This window comes from Mucilaginibacter celer, from assembly GCF_003576455.2.
Taxonomy (GTDB): Bacteria; Bacteroidota; Bacteroidia; order Sphingobacteriales; family Sphingobacteriaceae; genus Mucilaginibacter; species Mucilaginibacter celer.
Genome location: NZ_CP032869.1, coordinates 7,125,431 through 7,149,106, shown reverse-complemented (window position 1 = coordinate 7,149,106; position 23,676 = coordinate 7,125,431). Strand labels below are relative to the sequence as shown.

Below are 23,676 nucleotides of genomic sequence, written 5' to 3'. Positions count from 1 at the left end.
CAATTATTTCATAATTAAATTTTTTTCTTTCTGAAATTTCCAAAAAAATCTGAAGAAAAATGAGCGCATCAACCCTTAGTTATACGCCCAAACGAGGGCAATTGTTGGGCCGCTGTAAGCCCAAATCACAAACCAAAAAGTAACTCGTTGGTTTTATGATTTATAAAATTTTTCTTTAATTTTCTTGACTTTGCGGCACCCGACCCGGCAATGCTCCCGCCGCCACAATATGATGCTAATACTCCCCGAACACGTTGCGTAGCACGTCGGCAATTTCTCCTAAGGTAGCGTAGCTTTCCACCGAAGTTACAATAAAAGGCATTAAGTTTTCAGTGCCGGAGGCTGCTATTCGCAAAAGGTTTAAATTATTTTCCACGACGAAATTATCCCGTTCTTTTTTCAATGTGGATATCTTTTCAGATTGTGCATAACGAATGCTATCATCAACCCTGAATACATTTTCGGGAGCAGCCTCCTGTTGGGTAAACTTATTAACACCAACAATCACTTTTTCGCCGCTTTCAATTTCCTGCTGATAGCGATAAGCGGCCGCGGCAATTTCCTGCTGGATATAATCCTGCTCAATAGCTTTTACCGCACCGCCCATGGCATCTATCTTATCTATATATAATAACGCGGCAGCTTCTATCTCATCAGTTAAGGCTTCTATAAAATACGATCCTGCCAGCGGATCAACCGTGTCGGTAACACCGCTTTCAAATGCGATGATCTGCTGGGTACGCAGGGCAATTTTAGCAGCGGCTTCGGTTGGCAGGGAAAGCGCCTCATCATAACCATTGGTATGCAACGATTGCGTACCGCCCAGCACTGCGGCCATGGCCTGGTTACTTACACGTATGATATTATTAAGCGGCTGTTGGGCTGTAAGCGTGGAGCCACCGGTTTGGGTGTGGAAGCGGAGCTTTTGCGCCCCGGCATCGGTAGCGCCCAATTCTTTAGTAATGTGCGCCCACATGCGCCGGGCCGCCCTGAATTTGGCTATCTCCTCAAAAAAATTACTGTGGCAATTAAAAAAGAACGACAAGCGTTTGGCAAATACATTAATATCCAGTCCTTTTTCTAAGGCTGCTTTTAAATATGCTTTTCCGTTAGCTAATGTAAAAGCCAGTTCCTGCACAGCGGTTGAGCCCGCCTCGCGGATGTGATAGCCGGAAATAGATATGGTATTCCATTTTGGCACTTCCCTGCTGCAATACTCAAACACATCGGTTATGAGCCTCATGGATGGGGTGGGAGGATAAATATAGGTACCACGGGCCGCATACTCCTTTAATATATCGTTTTGAATAGTGCCGGAGATCTGCTGCAGATCGGCGCCCTGTTTTTTTGCTAACGCGATATACATAGCCAGCAAAATGGCAGCCGTAGCATTAATGGTCATGGAGGTAGTGATATCCTGCAGCCGGATGCCATCGAACAGCACCTCCATATCTTTTAACGAATCGATAGCTACGCCAACCTTCCCTACTTCGCCTTCGGCCAGGGGGTGATCAGAATCGTAACCTATCTGGGTTGGCAGATCAAAAGCTACCGAAAGTCCGTTTGTACCCTGGCTTAACAGGTAATGGTAACGCTTGTTCGATTCTTCGGCAGTTGAAAAGCCGGCATACTGGCGCATCGTCCAGGGCTTGCCCCGATACATATCCTTTTGAATGCCCCGTGTATAGGGATATTCGCCTGGCTGTTCGTTCATATCGGAAGGTTCGGTATAAACCTCCTTTATTTCGATGCCCGATGTGGTTACGATCTTTTTGCCGGCCATTATGCTTAATATAATTCTTCCATATCCTGCCTTACCAAACCTAAAGCTACATCATAAGGGTTATCCTCCAGTTTACTGAGGTGAATTAGGATGGTTTTACTCAGATCGAGGGCCGAGGTATCCGGAGGCAGGGCTTTAACGGCATTGTTCACCATATTAATAGTATCATCCTTAACATGTTTCACAACCGCCCAAACTTTGGCACTTACATAAATTTGCTGGGTAATATTATGCTGAAACTCGTTACGAACCTCATTAACAATAATAGCCTGTAATTCGGCAGCAGTATCGGCCGATCCGTTTAGGCGAATGAGCAGGCTTGCGGGATTTATCCTTTCAATAAAAAGCACAATCCTTTCATAGGCCTGCAGGCGCAGTGGCAGGGTTTGGTTGCTGATGGTACGCTTTAACTCCAATAGCTGGATGCTTTCTGATTTATCAAGATACGGCTTAAACAGGTAAAAGGCGATATACACAACACCTAAGCCGGAAATGGTATACTTTAAAATATCGAATAAAAAAGGCAGAGTAGACATGTTTATAAATGTTATACAGAGGTCATAAAATTATGACACTAACAAAAATCTGCATTTTGCCTTATATTTGTGTAGAATAATTAAAAATAAGATGAGTATAGCTGTTGAAACTGCACCTGTGAGCTTTACCCCCGGAGCTGTAAAAGAACTTTTTAAATTACGCGACCAGCAGGAAATAAGCGACGAATTTGGTTTACGTGTTGGTGTTGAAGGCGGTGGCTGTTCGGGCATGAACTATATTTTAGGCTTCGACATGAAAAAAGACGGCGACCAGGAATACTATATTGATGGTATAAAGGTGTTTATGCACAAGGCCCACGGCATGTACCTGGCCGGCATGCAGATAGATTACCAGGACGGATTAAATGCCCGCGGTTTTACTTTTAACAACCCTAACGCTGCAAGCACCTGCGGTTGCGGTACATCGTTCTCGGTTTAGATTTCCATTTTAAAATATTAAAGCCGTTTCATGATCATCATGAAGCGGCTTTTGTTTTTAACACAACCTTATCTGCATTAATTTATTTCTGAGATCGTTTTTTTAATCCAGGATGGCACCGTGCCATCAGCATAGCCCTGGCTGTGAAAACGGATTATTCCTTCTTTGTTTACCACCAAACTTACCGGGCATTCATCAACTCCGTAGTAAGCAAACAAGGGCATCGAATCGGCAATTACGTGATATTTAAATGGTGACACTTTCAAAAACCGTTTAACATCGCTGGTTTTATCTAACGAGATTGCGATAAACACCACATCTTTATTATCCTTATAAAAATCAACAAGGCGGTTTAGTTCGGGCATTTCGTATCTGCATGGCGGGCAGGCAATAAACCAAAAGTTGAGCACCACTATTTTACCTTTCAAATCTGCCGGTTTAATTTCGTTACCGTCAACATCTTTCATACCAAAGAAACTGAATGTGTTGCCGGTTTTAAAAAACCTGGTTTCGGGAGGTTTAACGGCATTACCAGGCAGTGGCTCCATCCCATTATTATCCCGCTTTGTTAAAACAAAGGCGGTGCTATCGCTGTCGTGCTGCACGGGCTTCAACATATAATTGCCTGTTGCTACCAGCGCGTGCCATTTTACATAGGGATACTTTTCGCCTTTGGCATTGGTAACCACTGTTTTTTCATTAAAGCCGTATTGTTCAATAGGCTTGGTTATCTCTATCTGTGCGCACACATTTAAAACACCCAGTTTAAGCAAAGCGATAACAACCAGAATAATGCGATTTTTCATTTTGACGTTTAATGATTTGAAATTTACTTTAAACTTTCATCAATCGTTTTCCGCATCCAATAAGGAGAATTTGGAGCAAACCCAACAGAATGGAAGGCTACTTTACCTTCTTTATCCAATATCACATTGGTTGGGTACAAACCTATTTTATAACCATCAGCTATATACCGGCCGTTATCAATAATATCATAATTAAAAGCTGTTGTTTTCAGAAACTTTCTGAGATCCCAGCTATAGTCGAGCGCTATGCCTAAAAAAACCACGTTAGGATTGTTTTTATAATCATCAACCAGTTTATTCAGTTCGGGAATTTCCTGCATACAGGCCGGGCAACCTATAAACCAAAAATTAAGCACAACAATTTTGCCGCGCAGCTCTTTCAGTTTTATTTTATTGTTATTAAGATCGCGTGTACTGAAAGGCTCTATCGCTTCACCGGTGGTAAAATAAGCCGACTCCATTGGCTTGGGTAACGACGCCAGGTATTGTTCCTTAATCTCCTCTGCCGACAATTGTTTTTGAGGCTCAGCTTTTGTCGCACCTTCCCCGGGCGACGCATAACGAACTTCCCGATATCCTTTTTTCCGGAGAATAAAGGCAGGATTGGAATCTTCAAAATTTTCGGGCCATAAATCATACTGCTTCGTCCGCATCAAAAGGCCCCATTCTTTAAAGGTAAGTATTTTGCCGGTCGAGTCTTTTACTACCGAATGCTCATCGATACTGAACGTCTGCGTTTTTACAGTAGGCTTAGCAGCCTCCTGGGCAAGCAATTTAAAGCTAAGCAGCGCAAACAAAAATAACAGATAGGTATATTTCATGATATGGTTTCAGATTTACCCAAATATACATAAGCGTTTTTATACCACGCATTATAAATATAACAAATAAGCAATATTATTTACCACAAACTAAACCATCCTATCAAAATTTAGTTGATGCGGCCTGTAACAAAGCATAGTATTGCTTAGTCAAACCGCTAAGTTTTTTATATTTATACCATGCCGGTAAAAACCTCCTACAAAGAAAACATATCCATAGCCTTGCAATCTATAGCAGGTAACCGCCTGCGTACTGCGCTTACGGCTTTAATTATTGCCATAGGCATTATGGCATTAGTAGGTATTTTAACGGCCATTGAGGGCATCAGGCAATTTACCAACGATGCCTTTGCCGATTTGGGTGCCAACACCTTTACTCTGCAAAACCGCGGCGAAGGGCTAAATTTTGGCAACGGAGGGCATCGCAAAGTTTACCCGGCCATTACTTATGACCAGGCCGTGAGGTTTAAAAACAACTTTAAGCTACCGGTGGTTACTGCCATTAATTTAGAGGTAATAGGCACGGCGGTAGCTAAATACGGTAACCAGAAAACCAATCCTAATATCTCTATCAGCGGCTCGAACGAAAATTACCTGGCTACAGCCGGCAAAAAGCTTTCCTTTGGCCGTAATTTTTCGGCGTCCGAACTGGAACATGGCTCGAATGTGGTTATTATTGGCGACGAGATAAAAAAGAAATTATTTAAAACCGAAGATCCGGTTAATAAACAAATCTACCTTGGCACAGATAAATTTAAAATAATTGGCGTATTTGCCTCAAAAGGATCAAGCTCTTTTGGTGGCGACAAGTTTTGTGTTATCCCGGTGCTGAAGGCTAAACAGATTGACAGCACTAAAAACGCCTCTTTCACCATTACTATTAAGGTAACCACTCCATCTGCATTGGATGCTACCATTGGCGAGGCTACTTCTCTGTTCAGAAACGTGCGCGGACTGAACGTAATTAACCAGGATAACTTTGAAATAACCCGGAGCGACTCGATCCAGAAAGAACTGTCAAGCCAGATTGCCGGTATAACCGTAGCAGGCTTTGCTATCGGTATTATAACGCTTATTGGCGCAGCTATTGGTTTGATGAATATTATGCTGGTATCTGTAACCGAGCGTACCCGCGAAATTGGGGTACGTAAAGCCATAGGTGCAACACCGGCCATCATCCGCAAACAGTTTTTGATAGAAGCTATTGTGATATGCCTGATAGGCGGGGCAGCAGGCATGATACTGGGCATGGCTGCAGGCAACCTCATTGCCGTGCAAATAAGCGGCACATTTGTGGTGCCTTGGGGCTGGCTGATTTTCGCGGTGATCCTTTGTACTTTTATAGGGCTGATCTCGGGATATTATCCTGCTAAAAAGGCGGCAAGGCTTGATCCGGTAGAGGCTTTGAGGTATGAATAGGTAAACGAAACCACTACATACTCTTTCAACCAGGCCTATGATCGGCATTTTTCAAAGCAAACAACCTTCCGGGCATTTTTATCCGCATTATGTAAGCATCTGTCATTATATAATATTCCATTGCAACAACACCAACCAGTTGGCAAATATAAACAACCAAACAAAACGGCCATCCCAATTCCGGGATGGCCATTAAATAAAAGCGTTACGACGTTAAATAGCCGAATATGTTGCAAAACCATTGTACCATTCCTGAGCATGACCCGACGCCTGGAAAGTAACATTAATTGTTGCAGTACTATTCACTAAATCTATCGAATAAGTGCCACTTGCCGTACCCGCAGCTACTGCGTTATCCGGATTAGTGCCGAAATACTCAATTATAAATGTGTTAACGTTGCCGCTACCCACACCGCCCCGGCCGCTTAGCGTAACGTTGTTTCCATTACCATCAGAAAAATAAAAATAATATTGGGCCTGCCTGGCATTCAGCCTCGTCATACGAACTGATTTTAATTTATAAGCAGACTTTGAATTAACGGGCTTGAATGCAAATAACAGCTGGCTTCCAATAAGTAACAGGGCAATTAACGCCACTTTAAAGAGTCTTTTGTTTTTCATAATATTGTATTCTTTAATCTAAAGTTATATTTATCATATATAAAAAGCAAATTAAAAATACACTTGTATTGTATTATAGTTATTAATAACTGTTAATAAATAAATCATTTCAGATGCTATTTAATTCCTGATTTCCTGACTCAATGCAAGTATTGCACACATTTTATGAAAGTTACCAACTCAGCAAGCTTCAATAATAGAGTCTTATCATACAAAAAAAGCGCATTAAATGCGCTTTTTTTGTATGATATACTTCTTATATTAAAAAAACAACTTATTCTTAAGCGGATAATCTGTAAGCAGACGCTCCATATAACTTGTTTTCAGCGCATCTTCAAACGCGGCAGCATGCCTCAGGTGGTGCATATCGCTCGAGATATAATCAATCAGGTTATTATCAATCAGCATCTCGGCAGCTTTTTTTATTTCCTTGCCGTAATAACCCGTTAGGGATATGGTATTTAATTGAAAATCCATTCCCCAGCTGTGCAGGTTTTTAAACTTATCCAGATCAAGGTATTGGTAACGCTCGGGGTGGGCCAGGATAGGTTTGTAGCCTTTATCGTGCAATTTTTGAACAACGGTATAAACGTTGGGCGGCTGGTTAATAAACGAAAACTCAAACAATACATGGTTATCGCCCATGGTCATGATCGGGCCGTTATCCACACGAGCTTCAAAAGTTTCGTCGAAGTAATGCTCGGCGGCTGCTTCAACCGGCACATCAATACCTTGCTTTACCAGTTCAGCTTTAAGCAAGGTGAGCGCATCGCCTATGGTTTCTGGTGTATTACGATAAAAATCGATCATGATGTGAGGTGTGGCTATAAACTTTTTGATCCCCAGCGCCATCATTTTTTTGATCAGTTCCACCGAATCTTCCGGTGTTTTGGCACCATCATCTATCCCTGGTAAAATATGCGAGTGCATATCAACCATGATACTTTCATAGTTAAATTTTGCTTCCTTTACTTCCTGATTCTTCTTCTTAAAAAGCCCGAACATTTTTTATCTCTCGTTATACTGGTCGTTATAATACTGCTGGTAATGGCCCGATGTTACATCGTTAAGCCATTCCTCATTGGCCAGGTACCAGTCAACCGTTTTTTCCAGTCCTTCCTCAAAGGTAATGCTTGGTACCCAACCCAACTCGTTTTTAAGTTTGGTGGCGTCGATAGCATATCTTAGATCATGACCGGCGCGGTCTGTTACAAAAGTGATCAGTTTTGCCGATTCACCTTCTGCCCTGCCCAATTTTTTGTCCAATATACTGCAAAGCAATTTAATCAGGTCAATATTTTTCCATTCGTTGTGGCCACCTATGTTATAAGTGGTTCCGGACTTGGCGGTATGGAATATTACGTCGATAGCGCGGGCATGATCTTCAACCCATAACCAATCGCGGATATTCTCACCTTTACCATATACAGGCACCGGTTTATTTTGTTTGATATTATTGATAGCCAGCGGGATAAGTTTCTCCGGAAAGTGGAACGAACCGTAGTTATTTGAACAATTGGAGATCACGTTGTTCATGCCATAAGTATCCTGGTAAGCACGCACAAAATGATCTGAGCTTGCTTTGGATGCCGAATATGGTGAATGCGGATCGTAAGCTGTTTCTTCGGTAAACATGCCCTCTTCGCCTAATGTACCATAAACTTCATCGGTTGATACATGGTAAAACCTTGTTTCGTCATATTTACCCTTCCAGTTTTGGCGGGCGGCGTTAAGCAGATTTACCGTGCCTACTACGTTGGTCATCACAAATTCAATCGGGTTGGTGATGGAGCGATCAACGTGCGATTCGGCTGCCAAATGGATCACCGCGTCCGGATTTTCGGCAGCGAAAAGCTCATTAATAAAAGCCATATCAACAATATCGCCCTTTACAAATTTGTAATTGGGCTCATTTTCAATATCCTTAAGGTTGGCCAGGTTGCCGGCGTAGGTTAGTTTATCTAAATTAATGATAGCGTAATCGGGATAGTTTTTTACAAACCTCCGTACCACGTGCGATCCGATAAAGCCCGCGCCGCCTGTTATAATGATCTTTTTCATTCCGTATCTCTGCTGCTGATGTTAATTAAAAAGGATTTGCTGCAATATATTTTTCCCATTCCCAGGCCGATGACATCATTTCGCCAATACCCAGTTGTGCTGTCCAGCCCAGTTTGGTTGATGATTTGGTAACATCGCCCCAAACCTGCTCCACATCACCTTCGCGGCGTGGGCCAATCTCGTAATTAACTTTTACACCGGTAGAGCTTTCAAAAGCGTGGATCACTTCCAAAACCGATGAACCGTTACCTGTACCCAGGTTAAATACATCATAACCTTTAAAGCTATCCTGCTCGGCCAGTTTAAGCGCCGCTACGTGTGCCTTGGCCAAATCAACCACGTGAATATAATCGCGTACGCAGCTACCATCTGGCGTGTTGTAGTCATCACCAAAAACAGTGATCTTTTCGCGTTTCCCGATAGCGGTTTGGGTAATGAAAGGCACCAGGTTTTGCGGTACGCCGATAGGTAGCTCACCAATCAATGCTGATTCGTGCGCACCTACCGGGTTAAAATATCTTAATGAAATAACTTTGTAGTTGCTGCCCGAGTTTACCATATCAACCAAAATTTCTTCGGCTATTTGTTTGGTATTGCCATAAGGCGATTGTGCAGGCTGAACCGGTGCGTTCTCGGTAACAGGCAATATTTCGGGCTGGCCGTAAACGGTACAGCTTGATGAAAATACAAAGTTTACAGGCTTGCCATTATAAGCCTCCAAGAGGTTTATCAACGAGTAAAAATTGTTGCGATAGTATTTCATCGGTTTTTTTACCGATTCGCCCACGGCTTTAAATGCCGCGAAGTGAATGATACCACCAACTTCGGGCTCTGCAGCTGCCAACGCTAATACTGCAGCCTCATCGCAAAGATCAACTTTGTGAAAAGTTGGGGTAAAGCCTAAAATTTTGGTCAACTGATCCAGTATTTTCGGATCGGAGTTTGAAAGGTCGTCAACAATAATGGGATCGTAGCCGGCATTAACTAATTCAACAACTGTGTGCGAGCCGATGAAGCCCATGCCGCCAGTAACTAAAATCTTCATAATGGTAATGTGTGTATAAAGCAAGTCCCCTTAGGTGAAGGGGACGGTTGCTTATTTATTGTAATAAGTGAAATCTTTGTGATTTATTTCTTTTTCGGGCAATGATTTAAAGTACTCGTAAGTGATCTTTAAACCTTCGCTCCTTGATACCTTCGGCTCCCAGCCTAAAATGGCTTTAGCTTTGGTGATATCCGGTCGGCGTTGTTTCGGATCATCCGTTGGTAACGGCAGGCTGATCAGTTGCTGATCGGTGCCGGTTAACTTGATAATCTCTTCGCCAAACTCGCGGATGGTGATCTCATCGGGGTTACCAATGTTTACAGGCTGAGCGTAATCGCTGTGCAACAAACGATAGATACCTTCGATCAAATCATCCACATAACAAAACGAACGGGTTTGTGAACCATCGCCAAACATGGTTAATGATTCGCCTCTTAAAGCCTGGCCAATAAAAGCCGGCAATACACGGCCGTCATTTAACCGCATCCGCGGGCCATAAGTATTAAAGATCCTCACAATACGGGTTTCCAAACCATGGAAGGTATGGTAAGCCATAGTGATAGCCTCCTGGAAACGCTTGGCCTCATCATATACCCCACGCGGCCCTACCGGGTTCACGTTGCCCCAATATTCTTCGGGCTGCGGGTTTACGTTCGGGTCGCCGTAAACTTCGGATGTTGAGGCTATCAGCATCCTTGCACTTTTAGCACGGGCCAAGCCTAACAGGTTATGTGTACCTAACGATCCTACTTTTAAGGTCTGGATCGGGATCTTCAAATAATCTATCGGGCTTGCAGGCGATGCAAAGTGCAAAATATAATGCAACTCGCCGGGCACGTGCACAAATTTGGAAACATCGTGGTTATAAAACTCAAAGTTTTCCAGTTGAAAAAGGTGCTCGATATTCCGCAGATCGCCGGTTATCAGGTTATCCATACCAATAACATGGTAATCTTCCTTAATAAACCTGTCGCAAAGGTGCGAGCCTAAAAACCCGGCGGCGCCGGTTATTAATATTCTTTTACTTTCTGCCATTATTGGTTAACTACTTTACGACCGATACTGTTGTAATAAAAACCGTGATCTTTCATCCTGTCCAGATCATAAAGGTTACGGCCGTCAAATATAACAGGCGCGTTTAATTTTTCCTTCATAAAATCAAAATCAGGGGTACGGAATACCGGCCATTCGGTAACAATCAGCAGGGCGTCGGCACCGTCAAGGGCAGAATATCTGTCTTTAGCGTAAGAGATCTTATCGCCTAACAGTTTTTTAACGTTTGGCATACCTTCAGGGTCGTAAGCGGTTACGGTTGCACCGGCAGCTACCAGTTCGTCGATGATGTACAAAGCAGGGGCTTCGCGGATATCGTCGGTTTCTGGTTTAAAGGCCAATCCCCAAAGGGCAAAGTGTTTGCCTTTTAAACCATCGGCACCATAATGCTCGCGCATTTTAACTACCAGGCGTTTTTTCTGAGTTTCGTTAACCTCCATTACGGAGTTAAGGATCTTGAAATCGTATTTATTTTCTTCGGCAGCTTTTGAAAGTGCCTGAACATCTTTAGGGAAACAGCTGCCACCGTAACCAACACCCGGGAAAAGGAAGCGTTTACCGATACGGGCATCAGCACCAACACCTTTACGTACCATATCCACATCGGCACCAACAAGCTCGCACATGTTGGCTATCTCGTTCATGAAAGTGATTTTGGTAGCCAGGAATGAGTTGGCAGCATACTTGGTTAATTCAGACGAGCGCTCGTCCATATACAAAATAGGGTTACCCTGACGAACGTATGGAGCGTATAAATCACCCATAATCAGGCGGGCTTTCTCGTCCATAGTACCGATAACTACCCTATCCGGTTTCATAAAATCTTCAACAGCTACACCTTCGCGCAAAAACTCGGGGTTTGATACTACCGCGAAAGGCACATCGGTGTTGGCTTTAAGCACGGCTGTAACCTTATCGGCAGTACCAACCGGTACGGTTGATTTGGTTACGATAACTTTATATTCTGTAATTAATTTGGCAATGTCTTTAGCAGCACCAAGCACATAGCTTAAGTCGGCAGCGCCATCGGCACCCGGAGGGGTTGGCAGAGCAAGGAAAATAACTTTAGCAGGCGCGATAGCTTCGGCCAGATCGGTAGTAAAGGTTAAACGCTCCTGTTTAATGTTACGGTGAAATAACAGGTCAAGACCAGGTTCGTAAATTGGCATTTCGCCGTTACGCATTTTATTAACCTTTTCTTCAACTATATCCACACAGGTTACTTCGTTACCTGTTTCGGCCAGACAAGTTCCGGTAACCAATCCAACATAGCCGGTACCAATTACAGCAATTTTCATAGTGTTTTAGTGTTTTTTAATTTAAAGGTAAGCAGTTTATTGTAAGATTTAAGCATGAGTATAATTACACCATAGGGCAGGCTGTAAAAACTATTATTGTAATTATTGTTATTACTTTTATGCCCGGCTAAGGTAATCATTCATAGTATTAAATTGATGTTGTTATACAATATAGGTATCAAATTATATTCCTTTTTTGTGCTTGTTGCTTCATTATTTAACAATAAAGCAAAATTATGGGTTCAGGGTCGTAAAAATATAGCGTTTATACGGGTAGAGGGCAGTATTTGGTTTCACTTTGCTTCACTTGGCGAGTTTGAACAGGGTCGCCCCATACTGGAGGCGATGAGGAATTTACACCCCACAAAAAAAATAGTAGTTACCTTTTTTTCTCCTTCGGGATACGAGATCAGGAAAAACACCTCACTGGCCGATTATGTTTATTACCTGCCGTTGGATACTCCCGGTAATGCCCGCCGTTTTATAGATGCCATTAACCCCGAAATGGCAGTATTTACCAAGTATGAATACTGGTACCATTTTTTTAACGAGACGCGTAAACGCCATATACCTTTATACATCGTATCTGGCATATTCAGGCCGGGACAGGTATTTTTTAAATGGTACGGGGGCTTTAACCGCAGGATATTGAAACTGGTATCGCACTTTTTTGTGCAGGATGAAGCATCGAAACAACTGCTGCAAGGCATTGACATAACAAACGCCACCGTTAGCGGCGATACCCGTTTTGACCGCGTTTGGGCCAATGCGCAAAACCCTAAGACGTTACCTTTAATAGAGGAGTTTAAGAATGGGCAAAAACTATTCATTGCCGGAAGTACTTGGCCTCAGGATGAGGCTTTGCTGGCCAAACTGGTAACTGATTACCCGGATTGGAAATTCATTTTCGCCCCGCATGAGATACCGGAGGAAAAGGTGAATACTTTGATGAATTTATTGCCGGAGGGAACGGCTATTCGCTTTTCTGATCTTGCTAAGGTTAAAGGCGAAAGGTTAAAGTCAAAAGGTGAAGCTTCGGCCATGAACCATGAACCATCAACCGTCAACTACCTTAACCTCCAATCTCTCATAATAGATAACATCGGCATGCTCTCATCGCTTTATGCTTATGGCGATATTGCTTATATAGGTGGTGGCTTTGGCGTTGGCATTCACAATACACTGGAGGCAGCAGCATTTGGCTTGCCGGTTATTTTTGGGCCTAATTACCAGAAATTTAATGAGGCTAAAGAATTGATCAAACTTAAAGCCGGCTTTAGCATCAATAATGAAGCCGAGTTAAAAGGCATAGTTGAAACCTTGGTTAATGATGAGGGCTTTTATAGTTTCACCCGTAAAAAAATATTGGGTTATGTTGAGGAAAATGTGGGGGCTACGGAGGCGATAATGAGTTTTATAGACAAATAATCAAAACAAACAAAAAACTCCGCCGCCGCTCGGCTCCAGCCGAGTGGCAACTATTAAGCGGCCTCTGGCCGCCGAAGCAGGAGTAGCAGGCCAGAGGCCTGGGGATAATTGCCACTCGGCTGGAGCCGAGCGGCGGCGTGACTTATAGAAGATATTAATGGGTTATTTACATCTGCCCGGTCTGGGCAAAGCACATTTTCATGAATATGGTACGGGCCAAAAACCACTCCTGGCCTTTCACGGCTATGGCATGACGGGCAAACAGTTTCATGTGCTCGAGCAATCTATCATCCCCCAATACCATATTTACGGTTTCGATCATTTTTTTCATGGTGAAAGTCGGCTTGATGGCTGGACAGAACAACAGATATTAACCGGCATGCCCAAAACCATGGTGCGTAACTATATGGAAGAGTGGTTTAAACTTTACGGCAGGCAACGCTTTTCGGTAATGGGTTACTCTATCGGAGCAAACATCGCTTTAATTTTGGTTGAGGAATATGCTGATTTGATTGACGTAGTAATACTTATGGCACCCGATGGTTTGGCTGTATTTAAAGGCTTTCATTTTATACTGCACAACAAGCTTGGCCGCGGCATATTCCGCACGGCTACCAAAAGCAAATGGCTGGCTCCATTTCTTATTAAAAGCCTGAAAAAACTGCGCTTTATTGATGAAAGCCTGTACACCATCGCCTATAATGAAATTGATACCGAACAAAAGCGGCTGGATACCTATTATACCCTAAATTTGATCAGGCTGTTAAAACCCGATGTAAAGCATATCGCGCAGCAAATCAATCAGCATAAAATAAAATGTCTGCTGATATTTGGCAAGCATGATCAGCTGTTCCCCAAATCGGCAGCTATGCCATTTTTAGGCATGCTGGATAATGCCGAAGTACATGAAGTTGAACTTGGGCATTGGCTGGTTACCAAAGCATTGGATGAGTATTTAGTTAAATAGAAAAAAATGGTTCCGTCGCGCAAAAAGAAGTTTTGGAGTAAATTGTATATCACTTACGTGCGGTGGTGGATAAGCCGTAATTTTAAGGAGCTTAATGTACAGCCTTTTGAGCCGCGCCCCGGTCATTCGATATTGTTGCTGAGCAACCACTTTAGCTGGTGGGACGGTTTTATTGCCAACTGGACGGCGGTTTTCAACCTTAAAAAACAGTACTATGTAATGATGCAGCAGGATCAGTTTGATCAGCGGAGTTACCTGCGTTATATAGGCGCTTATTCTATCCAGAAAGGATCGAGAGCGATGCTGGAATCGCTCACCTACTCGGCTGGTATTTTGGATCAGCCGGATAATCTGATTGTGATATTTCCGCAGGGTGAACTATTTTCCAATCATGAAACACATATTCATGTGGAGAAAGGTGTGTATAAACTGATGCAGCAGGTTAAAGGCCCCTGCCAGGTTGTGTACCATTGTATTTTGATTGATTATTTTGAAAGCCTGAAACCGCGGGCATACATCCATCTGTTTGATTTGGGCGTTGCCACCGAACTTACTTTTGAGCAGTTGAAAGAAAACATTAACGCAGCCCATCAACAGGCGTTGAAAAACCAGATCAATATGGAGCATTGATTGCCGTCAATATGCCATACATTCGTATTTGTTTATGATCTACAATAAAAACAACTATTTTCTGAACCGCATAGTTCACTATTACATCAAACGGATAGTGAAACATGAATTTCATGAATTGTTGTTTAATGATATTGCTGTTGATCCCAACAAATCGATATTACTTATTGCCAACCATTTCAGCTTTTGGGACGGACTAATATTGTATTGTGTTAACGATATCCTGCTCAGGAAAAAACTGCATGTAATGATATTGGAAGAAACCGCCCAAAAAGAAAAATTTTTAAAATATGTGGGCGCGTTCTCGGTTAAAAAAGATTCGAAAAGTATCTTACAATCGCTTGATTATGCAGCCGGGTTATTAACCGATCCGGCAAACCTTGTTTTGATGTTTCCGCAGGGGAAACTGTATGCCAACTTTGTTACAAACATCAACTTTGAAAAAGGCGTTATGAGGATAATTGAAAAAGCGGAAGGAAATTTTCAAATGCTTTTCGCTTCAACTTTTATTCAGTACTTTAAACATAAAAAGCCAACAGCAACCGTTTATCTTAAAAACGAAACCGGAAATTATGCGGGGAAGGATATAACAGTTTTGCAGCAGGCTTACCAACAGCATTACCAAAAATCCAAATTGCTCCAAACCGAATTTGATATATAAAAAGTGACAATAGCTATTTTAATAACCCTGTTTTTTATCATTCTTAGGTTTGCGGTTACACTGTTCAATTATATCTCCAACCCAAAGCTGCCGCATATTGGCAAATACTATACCGATAAAGTATCCATCCTAATCCCGGCGCGCAACGAAGCCGGCAATATCCTCCCCCTGTTGCAATCCATTCATCAACAGGACTATAAAAACTACGAGGTTATTATTTATGATGATGACTCGGGCGATGATACTTATAAAGTGTGCGCAGATTTCGCGGCTGCCCACCCCCTGTTCAAGGTTATTAAAGGAGGCCGGCTTCCGGATGGCTGGATTGGTAAAAACTACGCCTGCCATCAGCTGGCAAAACAAGCCACTGGGAAATACCTGTTATTTTTAGATGCCGATGAGCAAGTAGAGGTAAAACTGATCAACAGCGCCGTACACCGTATGCACCTGCATCAGTTGGGTTTACTAAGTCTGTTCACCAATCAAACCATGCTAACCCTGGGCGAGAATGCTGTGGTGCCATTAATGCATTACATCCTGCTTAACCTGCTCCCACTGCGTTTGGTGTACCTGGTAAAAAACGCTTCGGTGGCCGCAGCCAGCGGACAGTTTATGCTGTTTGATGCCGCCGTTTATCATAAACACCAATGGCACAAAGCGGTTAAAAACAAAGTGGTAGAAGATGTAGAGATTATGCGCCTCATTAAAGCCGAAAACTATAACGGCGAAGCCTTGTTGGCTAACGGCATGATCAGCTGCCGCATGTACCATGGATATAATGAGGCTATCAATGGTTTCAGTAAAAACTTTTTGGCGGCTTTTAATTATAGTATCATCGGCTTTTTGATATACATTACGCTCGTCATCGGCGGACCGCTTTTTATTTTAACCACGCTTAACCTGCCACTCATCCTGTTTACCACGGGTTTGATTTTGTTAACACGGATCATGATCTCGCTTTCGGCCGGGCAAAAAGCGGGACTGAATATTTTGTTGCACCCTTTTCAAATGTTTAATTTGCTGGTAGTGGCAATTGTATCTATTCAGAAACATTTAACCAAAACCAACATGTGGAAAGGGCGAAAAATATGAGCGCGCTGCTATCAAATAAAACGAGGATTTGTGTTATCATTATTCTGCTTTTCCATTTGGTGGGGCTTATCGGGTTTATTATCCCTTCGCTAATCGTATTGTTCATGGCCCTGGTGCATTGGCATTTGTTGCTGATGCTGGGCGTGATTATTTACAGTCATGATGAACGGAATAATAATTTTATAGGCTTCGCGCTGATCATAGCAGCCTCCGGATTTATTGCCGAGTGCATTGGTGTGCATACCGGTTTATTATTTGGCAACTATAACTATGGCGGCACTTTGGGCTCAAAATTATTTGAGGTACCGTTAATGATAGGCGTAAACTGGTTTCTGCTGGTTTATGCAACCGGGGTTACATTAAAGCGGAGCCGGATTGAAAATAAATATTTAAGGATCATAACCGGGGCTACCATCTTAACCCTGCTCGATGTATTGATAGAACCCATAGCCATACGCTTTGATTATTGGCATTGGACGGGCGGTATTATCCCGGTGAAAAACTATGTATGCTGGTTTTTGGTAAGTGCTTTATTGCTTTTTGTTTTTGAGAAGTTTGAGTTTAAGCGGCAGAGCGTGGTTGCAACGGTTTTGCTGGTGACGCAGTTTGTGTTTTTTGCGGTGTTGAATTTTGTGTATTAGTGTTAGCTATATCTAATAGGTTAAAACACCTATTGCAATTGTCGTCCAATTAGGCTTACTTGCTTAACTAAGCCCTCACAATGGAAATTTTTAAACTCAAACACTTACTTGATCAGGTTAAAGCGCTGAATGATCGATATAAAAAGATTAACGAACTCACCGGCGAAAACTTTAATGTTTTCAGGATCCTTAAACTCGAATCATCCGAAGTACGGATGCACTCTGCTTTTTTAGCCGAATTACTAAGTCCCAATGGTAGTCATGGGCAAAAAGATAAATTTTTGAAGCTATTTTTAAAATCATTTTGCTACAAGAACAATCCGATAGATTCTGAAAGCTGTAAGGTAGAAATTGAAAAACATACCGGCTTTATTAGAGAAAATGGCACGGAAGGAGGACGAATTGATATTGTTATAACCGACAAGCACAATCATCAAATAATAATTGAAAACAAAATCTATGCGGGAGACCAGGTTAACCAGCTATATCGTTACCGCAATTATTCACCAAAGGCAGATTTTATTTATTTAACCCTTGAAGGTAATAAACCAAGCAATTTAAGTCAAAATGAACTGTCAATTGATATCGATTTTAAATGTTATTCGTATGCCCATCATATAATTGAATGGCTTGAGCAATGCAGAAAAGAAGTTGCAATACTTCCAATTATACGGGAATCGATAACTCAATATCTAAACCTGATAAAATATCTTACCAATCAAACACTTAATGATACTATGGCGGACGAACTCTACACCCTGTTAGCATCGAACTTCGAAGCTTCATTTATAATCGCAGACAATCTTAGGCATTCTTTATTTAAATTGACAGAAAAACTAAGCGAAGAACTTGTTATTGTTGCCACCGAGTTAGGATTAATTTATCACAACAATGTCGACTTTAAAGATAACTATACCGGCTTTTGGTTTAGTAAAGATGAATGGAAGTATTTAATGATAGGATTTCAATTTCAAAATAAAAATAAAGCCCTCACTTACGGCTTTACAGTTAAAAGTAATCCCGAAAAATTACCATTAAAGATAACGGAAGAATTTAAGCAAATTAGAAGCAACCTATTTAAATCAAGCCTGTGGTGGCCAATGTTTGAGAAAATAGATTCCCCATTTGATAATTGGGACAAATATGAGGCGTGGAAAGCAATTGAAAACGGAAGTATGAGATCTCTAATAAGGGAAAAAATTGAATACCTATTAAGGATAACAGAAAAGATGGAATTGTAGAATCACAATCACACCAATACAAAAAATCCCCTCAACCATTACCGCCATCCATTTAAAATGCTGTAAATTTGCAACACCATGGGAGATTATCAATTAAAGGTTACTATCGATCAGGATTCGGGCTTTTGCTTCGGGGTGGTTTATGCCATTGATATGGCCGAGGAGATTTTGGAAGAGGACGGCTACCTGTATTGCCTGGGCGATATTGTACATAACGATGAAGAGGTAGAACGCCTGAAAGCCAAAGGCCTTCGTATTATAGAGCATGACGCGCTGAAAGATCTCCGCAACGAGAAAGTACTCATCCGCGCCCATGGCGAAGCGCCTGATACCTACCGTACGGCTTTAGAGAATAATATCACCCTTATTGATGCATCCTGCCCGGTGGTGCTTAAACTGCAAAACCGCATCAAAACATCGTACGATGCCAAGGAGAACATCCTGATATTCGGCAAGCATGGCCATGCTGAGGTTATTGGTCTGGAAGGACAAACCAACAACGAGGCCATCGTTTTTCAGGATATTGCCGAATTGGATAATATCGAACTGCCGCACAACATTACCCTTTACAGCCAAACTACCAAGAGTATGGAGAAATTCTACTCGGTAAAAGATGAGTTAATTGCCCGCGGATACGATTTAAAAGCTAACGATACTATTTGCCGCCAGGTAAGCAACCGAGATAAAGACCTGCCTAAATTTGCAACCCGCTTTAACAAAATAGTTTTTGTATCGGGCAAAAAATCATCCAATGGAAAGGTACTGTTCGAGGTTTGTCGGAAGCATAATCCCGATACTTACTTTGTATCGTCGGTTGATGAGCTGGATAAAAACCTTTTTTCACCTAACGATACCGTTGGCATTGCCGGTGCAACCTCCACCCCTATGTGGCTGATGCAGGATGTAAAAGCCGCTTTGGAAAATTTTTAACAGCACACTTTTTGCCGTTTAATCAATCACATGCAAAAAAGCCCCTCACACACCGGTTTGTTTGTTGCCCTGTTGGTTATTGGCTGCTGGGCAACAAGTATAATTTTGTTAATGAGATGGCCGTTCAGCTTCGCCAATCCGCTGGTTTATTTAATGGTTTTAGTGCAAATGCATTTGTACACGGGCTTATTCATTACGGCTCATGATGCTATGCATCATACTGTTTCGCCGGTAAAAAGCGTAAATGATTTTGTGGGGTATTTGTGTACTTTTCTGTATGCATCGTTCTGGTATCCTAAATTGTACACCAAACATCATCAACATCATAATCATGTACATACTACCGACGATCCCGACTATCACGAGAGTGGTTTTTGGCGCTGGTATGTGCAGTTTATCCGCAATTACCTGTCGGTATGGCAAATTGTGGCGATGGCCATTATTTTCAATATTTTAAAGCTACGGATCCCGCAGCAAAATCTCATCATGTTTTGGGTAGTGCCTTCTCTGCTAAGTACATTGCAGCTATTTTATTTCGGCACTTATCAGCCGCATAAAGGCGAGCACGATAACAAACACTTTGCCCGGAGTCAGCGGCGTAATCATCTCGTTGCTTTTTTTAGCTGTTACTTTTTTGGCTATCATTATGAACACCACGAAGCGCCGGGTGTGCCGTGGTGGAAGTTGTGGAGGAAGGTCTGAACCGGGATTTGGGGAGATTTTTGGGATGGGCAGGATTTTGGGTGTTCCAAAGCTCTAAGTTATCTCCTTTCCCTTCCAAAAAAATCCATAAATCCTACTAATCCCCCCAAATCCCGGTTCAGACGAAAGCCAATCAGAGTTCATTCACAATTTTGTAATTTGTGACCAACATCACAATTCCCCACCCTTTTTTTGCTACTTTTGTGGCTGATAATTATGGCTAAAAAAGGAATTTTACTGGTTAATCTGGGTACGCCGGATAGCCCCTCTACAGCAGATGTTAAGCGTTATCTCGACGAATTTTTGATGGACCCACGGGTTATTGATATCAATCCGATAGCTCGCACACTTTTAGTACGGGGGATCATCACTCCATTCCGCTCACCAAAATCGGCAAAATTATACCAGGCTATCTGGGATCCCAAAACAGGTTCACCGCTTTTGCACTATAGCCTTCTCCAACAAAAAGCTTTGCAGGAACGCCTTGGCGATGAATATATGGTTGAGTTGGCCATGCGCTACCAAAAACCATCTATCGAATCGGCTTTAGAAAGGTTAAAGACCGCACTGGTTGAAGAGATCCAGGTTATCCCGATGTTTCCGCAATACGCCTCGGCAAGTACCGGTTCAGTTTATGAAAAGATCATGGGCCTGGTTGGTAAATGGCCAACATCGCCTAATATCAGTTTTATCAATTCGTTTCATGATAACGAACTGATGATTGAAACATTTGCTGATAACGCGCTGAAATATAACCCGGAAACTTACGATCATGTTTTGTTCAGTTTCCACGGTTTGCCGCAACGCCAGTTGGTAAAAGCCGACCATACGCATAATCATTGCCTTAAATCATCAAGCTGTTGCGAAACGCTTACCGATGTCAACAGGTTTTGCTATTCGGCGCAATCGCACCATACAGCTAAGCTTATCGCCGAAAAACTGAATATCCCGAAAGAAAAGTACACCATTTGCTTCCAATCTCGCCTCGGTAACGACCCATGGGTGCAGCCTTACACCAGCGAAATTGTAGCTAAACTGGCCAACGAAGGTAAAAAACGCCTGCTGGTATTTTGCCCTGCCTTTGTGGCGGACTGTTTGGAAACCATTTACGAGGTTACTACCGAGTATGGTGATGAATTTAAATCCTTAGGCGGCGAACATGTGCAGTTAGTAGAGAGTTTGAACGATTCGCCTAAGTTTATTGAGGCTTTGGCTGGGATGGTGAGCCCCCCGGCCCCCTGAAGGGGGAGTTTGCCTGGCGTATAAGTTCCTGATAAAAGAATATCCTCCCTGGTGCCCGTGTCTTCACGAGCACCTTTTTTATGGCAGCATTTCGCTCACTATCTTCGCCGATAACAAACAAAGCGGGATCCCGCCCCCCGGATGTACACTTCCTCCGCAAAAATATAATCCTTTAATTTTTGATGATTGATTAGCATGCCTCAAAAAAGCGGCAAACTGGCTATTTGAACTTGTTCCGTATAATGAACCCTGGTACGATGAGGTACGGCTTTCAATGCTACGGGGATCAAGAATGCTTTCGCAAACAATTAATTTGCTGATATCTTCACCGAGTAAACGACTCAGCTTGTTCAATATATCTTTCCTGGCTTCGGTTATAAACTTACCCCAATCCTGCCCGGTATTTGCAGGCACATTGATCATCGTGAACCAGTTTTCACATCCCTCCGGTGCGTCATCAGTTTTATATTTCGAACTGATATTAAGATACACTGTAGGGTCGTGATAAATACTTTTATCCTTCCATATGGCATCAAACTCCGCCTCATAATCGGCGCTGAAAAATATATTATGCAGATCGAGTTGCATAAACTGTTTTTTAATGCCCCAATAAAATATCAATGCCGAACTGCTGCGTTCCTGGCTTAGTATTTTTTGAGGTTTTAGCTGCGGATATTTATTGAGCAAACGGTGGTAGGTAAACCACACATCCATGTTGGATAGTACTGCATCAGCATTAATTACTTCCCCGTTTACTTTAATACCTTTCGCAATCCGGCCATCTAAAACTATCTCATCAACTTTACTATTGTAATGAAACTTTACACCTAAACCTTCTGCCAGTTGTACCAGGCTATCGGTAATACTGTACATCCCTCCCTCCGGGAAATAAGCGCCGAAATGCTGTTCCAAATGCGGGATCACGTTTAGTGTAGCCGGTGCGCTGTAAGGGTTGGAACCGTTGTAAGTAGCATACCTGTCAAAAAACTGCACCATACGGGCATCCTTAAAAAAGCTTTCGTTAGCCTTGTGCATGGTACGGAAAGGATCTATTTTACCAAACCTTAATATCGATTTAAAAGTATCCCAACGTAAATATGTTTTAAGTAGATGAAGGGAACGCTCAAGGAAAACGTGATTGGTAATATTGTAGATAATGCCGCTTTTTTTAAAATAGTGGTCGACAGAGCTTGACGGCTCATTAGTTTTTTCGCTTACCTCGCTTGCAAACCTGTCGGCATCCGCGTAAGCTGTTAACCTGGTGCCGTCCTCATAAAAATACCGGCAAACCTCATCCAATTGCTGATATCGAAAATATTGCGACGGTTCTTTACCTGCCAACCTGAAAAGTTCATCAATATATTGCGGCATGGTAAACAGGCTTGGCCCGGCATCAAAACGGTATCCACTCTGAGTAAACTGGCTTAGCTTGCCTCCGGGATAGCTGTTGGCTTCGTAAACTTCAACCTGGTAACCTTTAATTGCAAGCCTAATGGCTGTTGCAATACCTGCTATTCCGGCACCTATAATTAAAGCTTTGTGTTGGCGAGACATGGGGTAAATATAAACCATCATTTACTGGATTTCAGGATTACCGTGAAATATTAGCATCAAGGCATCCCGAAATCCCGTAAATTAAGGTTTAGCTGTGTACACCCTCACCAATCTCTTCAATAGCCTTCCGGTTAAATGCTTCCAGATCATCCGGCCGGCGACTGGTCACCAAGCCATTGTCAACAACTACCTCCTCATCAACCCAATCAGCACCGGCATTTTTTAAATCAGTTTGCAGTGATGGGTATGAAGTTAAACGCCTGCCTTCCAGCAAACCGGTTTCTATCAATAGCTGCGGGCCGTGGCAGATAGATGCTACCGGCTTGCCTTCTTCTAAAAACGACGACGCGAAGGCAACTGCTTCGGCATTTTGTCTTAATTTATCCGGATTAAGTACGCCGCCCGGCAATACCAGGGCGTCGTATTCGTCGGCGCTTACATCTTTTAGGTTACGATCTACTTCAACTTCAATGCCCCAGTCCGTCTGGTCCCAGGCCTTGATGCGGCCACTTTGGGGCGATATAATATGTACAGTAGCACCCGCCGCCTCTAAAGCTTCTTTAGGGCTTGTTAACTCCACCTGCTCAAATCCTTCTTCGGTAAGGATAGCCACCCTACGGTTATTCAAACTTGCCATAATTACATTATTTAATTAATGATTATTAAAATTAATTACAATATAACTACAGGCAGAAATGGGGATAGT

The 23,676-nt window shown here is 42.5% G+C and carries 24 protein-coding genes; 12 read left to right on the top strand and 12 right to left on the bottom strand.

What is annotated here, in order from left to right; genetic code table 11:
• Window positions 1–235: 235 nt before the first annotated feature.
• The gene (locus tag HYN43_RS30065) at window positions 236–1,783 is read right to left on the bottom strand and encodes an acyl-CoA mutase large subunit family protein (RefSeq protein WP_119407495.1); all 1,548 of its coding nucleotides are present in this window, start codon (window positions 1,781–1,783) and stop codon (window positions 236–238) included.
• Window positions 1,784–1,788: 5 nt separating this feature from the next.
• A complete protein-coding gene (locus HYN43_RS30060) occupies window positions 1,789–2,319 on the bottom strand; it encodes a DUF7935 family protein (RefSeq protein WP_119407494.1) in 531 nt (176 codons plus the stop codon).
• 91 nt (window positions 2,320–2,410) lie between these two features.
• Between HYN43_RS30060 and HYN43_RS30055 the strand changes: the two genes are divergently transcribed.
• A complete protein-coding gene (locus HYN43_RS30055) occupies window positions 2,411–2,758 on the top strand; it encodes a HesB/IscA family protein (RefSeq protein ID WP_119407493.1) in 348 nt (115 codons plus the stop codon).
• 77 nt (window positions 2,759–2,835) lie between these two features.
• Here the strand turns inward: HYN43_RS30055 and HYN43_RS30050 are convergent, their stop codons facing one another.
• Window positions 2,836–3,564, bottom strand: a complete 729-nt coding sequence (locus HYN43_RS30050; protein ID WP_119407492.1) for a TlpA family protein disulfide reductase — start codon at window positions 3,562–3,564, stop codon at window positions 2,836–2,838.
• 23 nt (window positions 3,565–3,587) lie between these two features.
• Window positions 3,588–4,385 (bottom strand): peroxiredoxin family protein, encoded by a 798-nt coding sequence (locus HYN43_RS30045; RefSeq protein WP_119407491.1) that lies wholly within the window; start codon window positions 4,383–4,385, stop codon window positions 3,588–3,590.
• 180 nt (window positions 4,386–4,565) lie between these two features.
• On the opposite strand from HYN43_RS30045, the gene HYN43_RS30040 reads away from it, so the two are divergent.
• Window positions 4,566–5,804 carry an ABC transporter permease gene (locus HYN43_RS30040; protein WP_119407490.1) on the top strand — a complete coding sequence of 413 codons (1,239 nt, stop codon included), beginning with the start codon at window positions 4,566–4,568 and terminating at the stop codon, window positions 5,802–5,804.
• Between the two features lie 213 nt (window positions 5,805–6,017).
• On the opposite strand, the gene HYN43_RS30035 is transcribed toward HYN43_RS30040, so the two are convergent.
• The 6 genes from HYN43_RS30035 to HYN43_RS30010 all read right to left on the bottom strand — a co-directional run bounded on the left by HYN43_RS30035 (window position 6,018) and on the right by HYN43_RS30010 (window position 11,882).
• Complete coding sequence (locus HYN43_RS30035; RefSeq protein ID WP_162996683.1) at window positions 6,018–6,305, bottom strand: hypothetical protein; 288 nt, start codon at window positions 6,303–6,305, stop codon at window positions 6,018–6,020.
• Window positions 6,306–6,686: 381 nt separating this feature from the next.
• Window positions 6,687–7,430: a tyrosine-protein phosphatase gene (locus HYN43_RS30030; RefSeq protein ID WP_119407488.1), complete on the bottom strand. Its 744-nt coding sequence runs from the start codon at window positions 7,428–7,430 to the stop codon at window positions 6,687–6,689.
• 3 nt (window positions 7,431–7,433) lie between these two features.
• Window positions 7,434–8,486, bottom strand: a complete 1,053-nt coding sequence (rfbB, locus tag HYN43_RS30025; protein WP_119407487.1) for a dTDP-glucose 4,6-dehydratase — start codon at window positions 8,484–8,486, stop codon at window positions 7,434–7,436.
• Window positions 8,487–8,511: 25 nt separating this feature from the next.
• Window positions 8,512–9,534: a UDP-glucose 4-epimerase GalE gene (gene galE, locus HYN43_RS30020; RefSeq protein WP_119409194.1), complete on the bottom strand. Its 1,023-nt coding sequence runs from the start codon at window positions 9,532–9,534 to the stop codon at window positions 8,512–8,514.
• 48 nt (window positions 9,535–9,582) lie between these two features.
• Window positions 9,583–10,566, bottom strand: coding sequence for a UDP-glucuronic acid decarboxylase family protein (locus HYN43_RS30015; RefSeq protein ID WP_119407486.1), 984 nt, complete (start codon window positions 10,564–10,566; stop codon window positions 9,583–9,585).
• A complete protein-coding gene (locus HYN43_RS30010) occupies window positions 10,566–11,882 on the bottom strand; it encodes a UDP-glucose dehydrogenase family protein (protein ID WP_119407485.1) in 1,317 nt (438 codons plus the stop codon). Before HYN43_RS30010 ends, HYN43_RS30015 begins: the two co-directional genes overlap by 1 nt.
• Window positions 11,883–12,038: 156 nt before the next feature.
• Between HYN43_RS30010 and HYN43_RS30005 the strand changes: the two genes are divergently transcribed.
• The 10 genes from HYN43_RS30005 (at window position 12,039) to hemH (ending at window position 21,416) form a co-directional block, all read left to right on the top strand.
• Window positions 12,039–13,310 (top strand): 3-deoxy-D-manno-octulosonic acid transferase, encoded by a 1,272-nt coding sequence (locus HYN43_RS30005; protein ID WP_342633821.1) that lies wholly within the window; start codon window positions 12,039–12,041, stop codon window positions 13,308–13,310.
• Window positions 13,311–13,467: 157 nt separating this feature from the next.
• Entirely contained in the window at window positions 13,468–14,277 is an 810-nt protein-coding gene (locus HYN43_RS30000; protein ID WP_119407483.1) for an alpha/beta fold hydrolase, read from the top strand.
• 6 nt (window positions 14,278–14,283) lie between these two features.
• Window positions 14,284–14,907 (top strand): lysophospholipid acyltransferase family protein, encoded by a 624-nt coding sequence (locus HYN43_RS29995; protein WP_119407482.1) that lies wholly within the window; start codon window positions 14,284–14,286, stop codon window positions 14,905–14,907.
• 34 nt (window positions 14,908–14,941) lie between these two features.
• Window positions 14,942–15,568: a 1-acyl-sn-glycerol-3-phosphate acyltransferase gene (locus HYN43_RS29990; RefSeq protein ID WP_119407481.1), complete on the top strand. Its 627-nt coding sequence runs from the start codon at window positions 14,942–14,944 to the stop codon at window positions 15,566–15,568.
• Between the two features lie 3 nt (window positions 15,569–15,571).
• A complete protein-coding gene (locus HYN43_RS29985) occupies window positions 15,572–16,660 on the top strand; it encodes a glycosyltransferase family 2 protein (protein WP_119407480.1) in 1,089 nt (362 codons plus the stop codon).
• Entirely contained in the window at window positions 16,657–17,301 is a 645-nt protein-coding gene (locus tag HYN43_RS29980) for a carotenoid biosynthesis protein (protein ID WP_245447093.1), read from the top strand. Before HYN43_RS29985 ends, HYN43_RS29980 begins: the two co-directional genes overlap by 4 nt.
• Window positions 17,302–17,381: 80 nt before the next feature.
• Window positions 17,382–18,542 carry a PDDEXK-like family protein gene (locus HYN43_RS29975; protein WP_119407479.1) on the top strand — a complete coding sequence of 387 codons (1,161 nt, stop codon included), beginning with the start codon at window positions 17,382–17,384 and terminating at the stop codon, window positions 18,540–18,542.
• A gap of 78 nt (window positions 18,543–18,620) precedes the next feature.
• Window positions 18,621–19,472 carry a 4-hydroxy-3-methylbut-2-enyl diphosphate reductase gene (locus HYN43_RS29970; RefSeq protein ID WP_119407478.1) on the top strand — a complete coding sequence of 284 codons (852 nt, stop codon included), beginning with the start codon at window positions 18,621–18,623 and terminating at the stop codon, window positions 19,470–19,472.
• 30 nt (window positions 19,473–19,502) lie between these two features.
• Entirely contained in the window at window positions 19,503–20,174 is a 672-nt protein-coding gene (locus HYN43_RS29965; RefSeq protein WP_119407477.1) for a fatty acid desaturase, read from the top strand.
• Between the two features lie 216 nt (window positions 20,175–20,390).
• Window positions 20,391–21,416 (top strand): ferrochelatase, encoded by a 1,026-nt coding sequence (gene hemH, locus HYN43_RS29960; protein ID WP_119407476.1) that lies wholly within the window; start codon window positions 20,391–20,393, stop codon window positions 21,414–21,416.
• A 78-nt stretch (window positions 21,417–21,494) separates the two neighbouring features.
• On the opposite strand, the gene crtD is transcribed toward hemH, so the two are convergent.
• Together crtD and HYN43_RS29950 are read right to left on the bottom strand one after the other, a co-directional pair.
• A complete protein-coding gene (crtD, locus tag HYN43_RS29955) occupies window positions 21,495–22,970 on the bottom strand; it encodes a 1-hydroxycarotenoid 3,4-desaturase CrtD (protein WP_119407475.1) in 1,476 nt (491 codons plus the stop codon).
• An 88-nt stretch (window positions 22,971–23,058) separates the two neighbouring features.
• The gene (locus HYN43_RS29950) at window positions 23,059–23,607 is read right to left on the bottom strand and encodes a type 1 glutamine amidotransferase domain-containing protein (protein ID WP_119407474.1); all 549 of its coding nucleotides are present in this window, start codon (window positions 23,605–23,607) and stop codon (window positions 23,059–23,061) included.
• Window positions 23,608–23,676 lie beyond the last annotated feature (69 nt).

Excerpts from the sequence above, each read along its gene's own strand:
- HYN43_RS30040 (WP_119407490.1), top strand. The coding sequence starts at position 4,566 with ATGCCGGTAAAAACCTCCTACAAAGAAAACATATCCATAGCCTTGCAA.
- HYN43_RS30030 (WP_119407488.1), bottom strand. The coding sequence starts at position 7,430 with ATGTTCGGGCTTTTTAAGAAGAAGAATCAGGAAGTAAAGGAAGCAAAA.
- HYN43_RS30060 (WP_119407494.1), bottom strand. The coding sequence starts at position 2,319 with ATGTCTACTCTGCCTTTTTTATTCGATATTTTAAAGTATACCATTTCC.
- HYN43_RS30000 (WP_119407483.1), top strand. The coding sequence starts at position 13,468 with ATGGGTTATTTACATCTGCCCGGTCTGGGCAAAGCACATTTTCATGAA.
- HYN43_RS30055 (WP_119407493.1), top strand. The coding sequence starts at position 2,411 with ATGAGTATAGCTGTTGAAACTGCACCTGTGAGCTTTACCCCCGGAGCT.
- HYN43_RS30010 (WP_119407485.1), bottom strand. The coding sequence starts at position 11,882 with ATGAAAATTGCTGTAATTGGTACCGGCTATGTTGGATTGGTTACCGGA.
- HYN43_RS29980 (WP_245447093.1), top strand. The coding sequence starts at position 16,657 with ATGAGCGCGCTGCTATCAAATAAAACGAGGATTTGTGTTATCATTATT.
- HYN43_RS29970 (WP_119407478.1), top strand. The coding sequence starts at position 18,621 with ATGGGAGATTATCAATTAAAGGTTACTATCGATCAGGATTCGGGCTTT.
- HYN43_RS29950 (WP_119407474.1), bottom strand. The coding sequence starts at position 23,607 with ATGGCAAGTTTGAATAACCGTAGGGTGGCTATCCTTACCGAAGAAGGA.
- rfbB (WP_119407487.1), bottom strand. The coding sequence starts at position 8,486 with ATGAAAAAGATCATTATAACAGGCGGCGCGGGCTTTATCGGATCGCAC.
- HYN43_RS30015 (WP_119407486.1), bottom strand. The coding sequence starts at position 10,566 with ATGGCAGAAAGTAAAAGAATATTAATAACCGGCGCCGCCGGGTTTTTA.
- HYN43_RS30035 (WP_162996683.1), bottom strand. The coding sequence starts at position 6,305 with ATGACGAGGCTGAATGCCAGGCAGGCCCAATATTATTTTTATTTTTCT.
- HYN43_RS29975 (WP_119407479.1), top strand. The coding sequence starts at position 17,382 with ATGGAAATTTTTAAACTCAAACACTTACTTGATCAGGTTAAAGCGCTG.
- HYN43_RS30045 (WP_119407491.1), bottom strand. The coding sequence starts at position 4,385 with ATGAAATATACCTATCTGTTATTTTTGTTTGCGCTGCTTAGCTTTAAA.
- HYN43_RS29995 (WP_119407482.1), top strand. The coding sequence starts at position 14,284 with ATGGTTCCGTCGCGCAAAAAGAAGTTTTGGAGTAAATTGTATATCACT.
- HYN43_RS30005 (WP_342633821.1), top strand. The coding sequence starts at position 12,039 with ATGTTGTTATACAATATAGGTATCAAATTATATTCCTTTTTTGTGCTT.
- hemH (WP_119407476.1), top strand. The coding sequence starts at position 20,391 with ATGGCTAAAAAAGGAATTTTACTGGTTAATCTGGGTACGCCGGATAGC.
- HYN43_RS30050 (WP_119407492.1), bottom strand. The coding sequence starts at position 3,564 with ATGAAAAATCGCATTATTCTGGTTGTTATCGCTTTGCTTAAACTGGGT.
- HYN43_RS29965 (WP_119407477.1), top strand. The coding sequence starts at position 19,503 with ATGCAAAAAAGCCCCTCACACACCGGTTTGTTTGTTGCCCTGTTGGTT.
- HYN43_RS30065 (WP_119407495.1), bottom strand. The coding sequence starts at position 1,783 with ATGGCCGGCAAAAAGATCGTAACCACATCGGGCATCGAAATAAAGGAG.
- HYN43_RS29990 (WP_119407481.1), top strand. The coding sequence starts at position 14,942 with ATGATCTACAATAAAAACAACTATTTTCTGAACCGCATAGTTCACTAT.
- crtD (WP_119407475.1), bottom strand. The coding sequence starts at position 22,970 with ATGTCTCGCCAACACAAAGCTTTAATTATAGGTGCCGGAATAGCAGGT.